Source organism: Hydrogenophaga sp. 70-12 (assembly GCF_001897365.1).
Lineage (GTDB): Bacteria > Pseudomonadota > Gammaproteobacteria > Burkholderiales > Burkholderiaceae_C > Hydrogenophaga > Hydrogenophaga borbori.
The window spans coordinates 1-7,058 of the sequence record NZ_MKSS01000337.1; the positions used below are offsets into that span (position 1 = coordinate 1).

Sequence of the window (7,058 nt, forward strand, 5' to 3'; positions counted from 1 at the left end):
GGCGGGCCTCCTGGCCGTCCTGCTTGGCCAGCTCCCAGGGCTTGTTCTGGTCCACGTAGGCGTTGACCTGGTCGGCCAGGGCCATCACCTCGCGCAGCGCCTTGCCGTACTCGCGCGCATCGAACAGCGCGGCGATGGCCGGAGCCTTGGCCTGCAGCGCCTGCAGCAGGGCCGCGCCGTCGGCCGAGGCCGCGCCCAGCCGGCCGTTGAAGCGCTTGGCGATGAACCCCGCCGCTCGGCTGGCGATGTTGATGAACTTGCCGATCAGGTCGCTGTTGACCCGCAGCTGGAAGTCTTCCTGGTTGAAGTCCAGGTCCTCGTTGCGCGCCGTGAGCTTGGCCGCCAGGTAGTAGCGCAGCCATTCCGGGTTCATGCCCAGGCTCAGGTACTTCAAGGGGTCCAAGCCGGTGCCGCGGCTTTTGCTCATCTTCTCGCCGTTGTTCACGGTGAGGAAGCCGTGCACGAAGACCGCGTTGGGCGTCTTGCGGCCGCTGAAGTGCAGCATGGCCGGCCAGAACAGCGTGTGGAAGGTGATGATGTCCTTGCCGATGAAGTGGTACTGCTCGGTGGACGGGTCGGCCATGAAGGCGGCGTAGTCGATGCCCTGCCGGCCCAGCCAGTTTTTCAGCGAGGCCAGGTAGCCCACGGGCGCGTCCAGCCACACGTAGAAGTACTTGCCCGGCGCGTCGGGGATCTCAATGCCGAAGTAGGGCGCGTCGCGCGAGATGTCCCAGTCGCCCAGCTTGGTCTGGCCGTTCTCGTCGGGCGCGATCCATTCGCTGATCTTGTTCAGCACCTCGGGCTGCACCGCGCCGCTGGTGGTCCACTGCTTGAGGAAGGCCAGGCAGCGCGGATCGGACAGCTTGAAGAAGAAGTGCTCGGAGTGCTTGAGCACCGGCTTGGCGCCCGACAGCGCCGAGTAGGGGTTGATGAGATCGGTGGGGCTGTAGACCTTGCCACAGACCTCGCAGTTGTCGCCGTACTGGTCCTTGGCGTGGCAGTTCGGGCACTCGCCCTTGATGAAGCGATCGGGCAGGAACATGTTCTTCTCGGGGTCGAAGAACTGCTCGATGGTGCGCGTCTCGATCAGGCCGGCCGCCTTGAGGTCCTTGTAGATGGCCTGCGCGAGCTCGTGGTTCTCGGGCGCGTCGGTGCTGTGCCAGTTGTCGAAGGCGATGTGGAAACCGTCGAGGTAGGGCTTGCGGCCCGCGGCGATGTCGGCCACGAACTGCTGGGGCGTTTTGCCGGCCTTGTCGGCCGCGATCATGATCGGCGCGCCGTGCGCGTCGTCGGCACAGACGAAGTGCACCGTGTGCCCCTGCATGCGCTGGAACCGCACCCAGATGTCGGCCTGGATGTATTCCATGATGTGGCCGATGTGGAAGTGGCCGTTGGCGTACGGCAATGCGGTGGTGACGAAGAGCTGGCGGGGCATGGTGGCGCTCGTGATGAAACCCTTCATTTTATGGGCGAGAGGAACCGCCTCATCTGACGGGGGTACTGACGCGGCGATGCATCGGGAGCGGTCAAAGAGCAGCAGGGCAAAGGCATTGGCCAGGCTGCAGACCCGTTCCCGCATGCCCCCCGTTGTCGATCGAAAGGAGCAGCCACATGCAAAAACACAGCGCAACGTTCCCCCAACGCCCGATTCCCCGGTTCCCCTCGACCTCGAAGAAGAACCCGGAACAAGACCCGTCCCTCTCGGCGCCGATGCCGCCGGGCACGACAGCGTCGCAGCCGGACGCCCCGGATGACCGCCGCCTCGAAGGCAGGGACGTGCGTCCGCCTGAGCAGCCCCTCAGCTTTCCTCCCGCGGGCATGCAAGCGCCGCAGACGCCTCTGTCCCTGCCGCTGCTCGCCCTACCCAAGCCGCACGACGGGCCGTCGGTGAAGGCGGTGCTGAAGGAACTGCTCGATGACGCGGGACAAGCGAACGAGCCGGTGCTACAGGCCTTGTCCCAAGCGACCCCGCCGATCAAGGCGCTGTTGCTGGAGATGATCACGAAAGCCATGGGATCGCCGCATTGCACGACCAGCCAGTTGTGTGCCCTCATCTCGGCCTATGCCCCTCACGTCGCCCTGCGCAGACTGCTCTCGCCCATTTGGGCGCCCTCGTCGCCCAACGAGCCACCGATATCGGGCCTCGATCGCCTCTTCGCGCTGGCCGCCCGTTTGGCCGGCGAGCCCGAGCAACTGAACGCGCTTCAACGCCAGGCCGGCGATCGGTGGTCAAGTCCCACCGCCTGGGAGGGGTGGGATGTGCTCTTCGCCCTCGGACAGTTCATCCACGATTCGCCCGATGCTGCCCCGTGGGGTGAGGGGTTGGTCATTCGGGCGTTCCTGCACCAGTCGATGCTGTCCGGCGGCCAAGCCGAACGGCGCGCCCTTTTTGACGACCTCTGGTTGTCGGCTGTGGTGAACGGTCTCTCCCCTAAGGTCCTCGACGACCATTTCATGTTCAGCGAGGTGTCCGGCGTGCCAGCGGTATCGAACGTCCTTCGGGACCGCGGTCAACACCCGCGGTTGCTGGCGCGTCTGTGCGCTGGCCGCTGCTCAGACCTCGATCAACGGCAGCAACTCGCGCTGCTGAACGACAACCTGGCGCGCATGGCGGTGCGCAACCCGCGCTTGTTGCCGCTGTTGGCGCCTCAGCATGGCGATTCGTGGTCCGGCGAGGATGTTGAACGGGCCACGGCGTCGGTGGAGTTCACTTTGCAGTGGTGGACGGCGTCGCAGGCGTTCGAGCCGCCACTGATCGACCTTCCCCAGGAAGTCCTGGCCCCCATCCTGTTGGACGTCGGCCGCTTCTGGAGCGGCCTGGCCAGGCTGAAGCCCGAGTGGTGGGAAGCGGTGTTGTCGCGCCACCCGTGGTTGGCGCGTGTCATCGAAATCGTGAATGACAGCGATGCCAACAGCGCCAGCAACACAGGTGCCCACGACGAGGCGGCTGGGAGGGCCGTCGTGCGCTGGGTTCATCAGCACCTCAAACGATAAGGGGCCGGCCTGAGAGCGTGGCCATGCGCTGCCGCCGGCAGGCCGCGGCGGCGTCGTTTCGCCTTCGTTCTCCCGCTACAAAGCCATCAGCATGCGAATGATCCGTCGTTCTCCTTCGACATCTCCTCGACGCCCATCGCGTGAAAGCGTCCACGAGCAGCGCCCAGAGGCCGTGCCACAGAACACCGGGCCGATGCAGCACCCGCCCGGGGGGCGCGCCTTGTCCCCGCGGGAGGGGATCGAACCGCCCACCCCCGGCGAGCTCAAGCCCCTCGTCGTTGCGCGGGGGGCGATGAGCGAGGGCGCGTGGTTCGGCCTGTGCCAAACGATCCAGACGTTCCAAAGCCAGGACCAGCCGCCCGCGCGCGTCGGCGACGGCCGCCTGGAGTTCAATGGCCCGGTGGAACTCGACACGGGCGGGACGACCCACCTGGCCCAGTGCATCAAAGGACTGGTGGCGACGGGACAGCATTCGCAGGTCTGCGACTGGCTGGAGGTGCTGGCTCCTGCCACGCGAGCCCACCTGTTCCTGTCGATGAACGTTGAGGACAAGGACGCGCTCAAGGACCACGCGGACGAGGAGATTCGCCAGCGATTCCAGCGCGCGCTGTTTGGCGTGGCGGCGCACGCTTGCCGGCACATGAATGAGAAGTTCGAGTACCACGACTTCATCGTCGAACAAGTGAGCGCCCATTGCTCGGCCCACTCGCTCGCCAAGATTGCGCTGCTGCGCGATGACTGGAGCGGCTTCTGGAGCGCCTATCGCGGGTGTTCCCGCGAGGACAAGCGCGGCCTCGCGTATGGGGTCCCCGATGCGGTGGGCGGCTTGCACGAGGTGTTGACCGGCCTTTCGACCGAGGACCTGTTTGGCTGGGTACGCCAGAACATCGAGGCGGGCTTTGACGCCAGCTTGTCGGCCGGCATGGGCGTGTGCGCGACCTGGCTGGACCGCGCGGAGGGCTTGGGGGACCCGTTGCGCCGCGCCATCCTGCGCAGTGCCGTGGCGCATGCCTTGACAGAGAACGCCCCTGCGCCAGAGCAGCCGTCGGTGCAGCTCGGCGGTTGGGCCAGCTTGCTCGAGCGGGCCTGGGCCTGCGAGCTGACGCCCGACCTGCTGGACGCCGTGCCCGAGCCGTGCCGCGAGCGCCTGCTGTCGGCGGCGGTGCAGCGGGCGGCCAATGCCGACACGGCCCACGCCCTGAACGGGCTGGTCGCTTGCTACCTGGCGCTGTGCGACGAACCGCAGGCGCATGCAGACGATCGCTTGTGGCTCGGTGAGTGCCTGAGGTCGGCGTTCAAAGACCTGCTCGCGTCCGACAGTGGCCTGGACGAGCGGGCGCGGGCCGAGGTGCAGGCAATGCAGGCGCGTCTGGACCGGGGGGTGCCGCAACAGCTGGCTCGCCATCTCCAGGAGGGATGCCCCGAGAAGGCCGCCGATGGCATCGCCGAGCTGTGCTGGTTGGCGGGGCCGGGTGTCGCCCTGGAGCACTTCGATCGGCTGGCGCAGGACGTCCAGGCGCTGCTCAAGACCGTTGGCCTGACCTACGGCTTGACCGGCCAGGGCCTGCAAATCCACGACCTGCCCGAAGAAGACGACGAAGCCCTGCGGCTCATTCAGGAGAAAGCCGATGGGCTGAGCGAGGCGATCCAGAGAGCCGAGATCACCTGGGCCGAGGACCCAAGGCACAAAACACCGCAGGAACAGGAGCAGCATGCGCGGGAGCTGAAGGCGCTGGGGCGGCAGTTGGACAGGACGCGGGCGCGCTTGACGACAGTGAGGAGCGAAAGGCGGGCACGGCGCAGACCGGTGCTCCAGCGCCTGCTGGGGCTGCTGGAGCGCTGCGGGCTGGGCGAGAACCACCCCTTGGAGGGCGTGGTGCGCCAGCACCTGGACAGCGGGGCGGTGCCGCCTTGCGCCAACCCTGAGGGGGCCGGCAGGCAGGCCCGGATGAACCGGTTGCGGGCCCATGTGGAACAACTGGCCCGCCGGGCCTGGCGCCCGGCCTGGGGGGCGTGGTGGGAGACGCGCCACTGGATAGACCAGCTGCTGGACCTGGGCCTGGGCGCTTTCGGTAGCGGCGTGGGCCAGGCGCTGTCTTCCGCCGAGTTTGATGGGTGGTTGCGACCCGTGGTCAAGGACCAGAAGGCCTCCGGTCCCCTGCTGGCGGGCGTCTTGGCAGCGGCCATGGACGGCGAGGCCTGCGGCATCGCCCGCATGGTGTGGTTGTTCGAGCGCTTCGCCGACGGCCTTGATCTGCGGCGGGTGCTGGTGGCGATGCCGCCTTCTCTGCAGAGTGAGACGCCGGTGTCGGGTGTGGACCGCTTCCTGCGCATCGCCAGCCGGCTGATGTCACAGCGCGACTGGCTGGCCGAAGGGGAAAGCCACACCCACCGCTGGCAGCCGGGGTGGAGGATGCTGCTGGATTTCTGCCGGTTCGTCGCGGCCAAGCCCGATCCCGCATCGACGTCGATGGAGCGGTGGCTCATCGAGTTCTGCCTCGGCCGTGGCCTCGAGGTCGAGCGCGCCGAAGGCAAGCAGCGCAGGGCATTCCTGGAAGACCTGTGGGTCAGGGCGCTGGTCAATGGGTTGACGTGCCCCGCGGAACTGCACGCGCGGCTCATGGACAACTACCTGTGGCGTGAGCGAATGCAGATTCACCTTTGGGACCATGACAACCAGGGGTTGTTCCTTTCCCTGATGGAGCCCCCGCCGGGGGCACCGACAGGCGGACCGGCTCCCGTGGTCTTGTTGCGGCACAACCTGGCGAAGGGGCTGCTGCACTGCGGTCAGGCCCTGAACGCCGCCCGCGTCGCGGCCTGCTCGCCGAGCGGGTCGGGTGGCCCCGCGTTCCGATGGGCAGAGCATTGGGCCAGCGCCTTGGTGACGGCGTGCCGGGAGGTGCTGTCGCAGCCGAACGCCGAGGCGGTGGGGCCTGGCTGGGCCTTGAACCTCGCCGCGCTCTGGACCGCGGCGGCCGAGACCTTTCCGCAGTGGCTGGACACCGCGATCGGGCAGCACGAGGCCATCTGGGTCAAGGCCATGGTGGGCCTCTTCACGTCGACAGACATTCCCGGGGAGGACAAACCCCAAGTCCTGAAACAAGCGGCGCTGGATTGGCGCGAGGCCCTGCTGTCATCGAAGGCGCAATGAACCGGGGGGCGTTCGGGCACCCGGGCGCCCGGCGCTGAACCCCTTTCATGGCGGTGGTGTCCCCGCGGCGGTAGACTTTCGCCGCCGCAGAGCACCCGCCCCCGTATTTCCCTACGGCGTGGCGGCCATCCCCTCACCCCAGGAGCCATCCCCCCATGCCCGTCGACCAACAGGCGCTGATGCAGGCGCTGCAAGCCGTGCAGGACCCGAACACCGGGCGCGACTTCGTTTCCACCAAGGCCCTGAAGAACCTGCAGGTGCAGGACGGCGAGGTGTCCTTCGACGTCGAGCTGGGCTACCCGGCCAAGAGCCAGATGCCCGCGCTGCGCAAGGCCCTGGTGGCGGCGGCGCGGTCGGTGGCGGGCGTGGAAAACGTGTCGGTGAACCTGCACACCAAGGTCATCGCGCACGCTGCGCAGCGCGGCGTGGCGCTGCTGCCGCAGGTGAAGAACATCATCGCCGTGGCCTCGGGTAAGGGCGGCGTGGGCAAGAGCACCACGGCCGTGAACCTGGCGCTGGCGCTGGCGGCCGAGGGCGCCAGCGTGGGCGTGCTCGATGCCGACATCTACGGCCCCAGCCAGCCCATGATGCTGGGCATCGAGGGCCGGCCTGAGAGCATCGATGGCCAGACCATGGAGCCGCTGGAAAACTACGGCGTGCAGGTCATCTCCATCGGTTTCCTCATCGACCGCGACGAGGCCATGATCTGGCGCGGCCCCATGGCCACGCAGGCGCTGGAGCAGCTGCTGCGCCAGACCAACTGGAAGGACCTCGACTACCTCATCGTCGACATGCCGCCCGGCACCGGCGACATCCAGCTCACGCTGTCGCAGCGTGTGCCCATCACGGGCGCGGTGATCGTCACCACGCCGCAGGACATCGCCCTGCTGGACGCGCGCAAGGGCATCAAGAT

The 7,058-nt window shown here is 67.6% G+C and carries 4 protein-coding genes; 3 read left to right on the forward strand and 1 reads right to left on the reverse strand.

From position 1 onward, the window contains the following. The coding region (gene metG / locus BGO22_RS17465) for a methionine--tRNA ligase (RefSeq protein WP_286851983.1) at nucleotides 1–1,435 on the reverse strand (1,435 nt) is incomplete at its 3' end. 176 nt (nucleotides 1,436–1,611) lie between these two features. Between metG and BGO22_RS17470 the strand changes: the two genes are divergently transcribed. The 3 genes from BGO22_RS17470 to BGO22_RS17480 form a co-directional block, all read left to right on the forward strand. Continuing rightward, nucleotides 1,612–2,994 (forward strand): hypothetical protein, encoded by a 1,383-nt coding sequence (locus BGO22_RS17470; protein WP_286851988.1) that lies wholly within the window; start codon nucleotides 1,612–1,614, stop codon nucleotides 2,992–2,994. 172 nt (nucleotides 2,995–3,166) lie between these two features. Continuing rightward, on the forward strand, nucleotides 3,167–6,145 hold the full coding sequence (locus BGO22_RS17475) for a hypothetical protein (RefSeq protein ID WP_286851990.1): 2,979 nt from the start codon (nucleotides 3,167–3,169) through the stop codon (nucleotides 6,143–6,145). 155 nt (nucleotides 6,146–6,300) lie between these two features. Beyond that, nucleotides 6,301–7,058: P-loop NTPase (locus BGO22_RS17480; RefSeq protein ID WP_286851991.1), on the forward strand; the 758-nt coding region annotated here is incomplete at its 3' end.

What these genes read in the sequence shown, in the direction of transcription:
- BGO22_RS17470 (WP_286851988.1), top strand. Translation starts at nt 1,612, where the DNA reads ATGCAAAAACACAGCGCAACGTTCCCCCAACGCCCGATTCCCCGGTTC.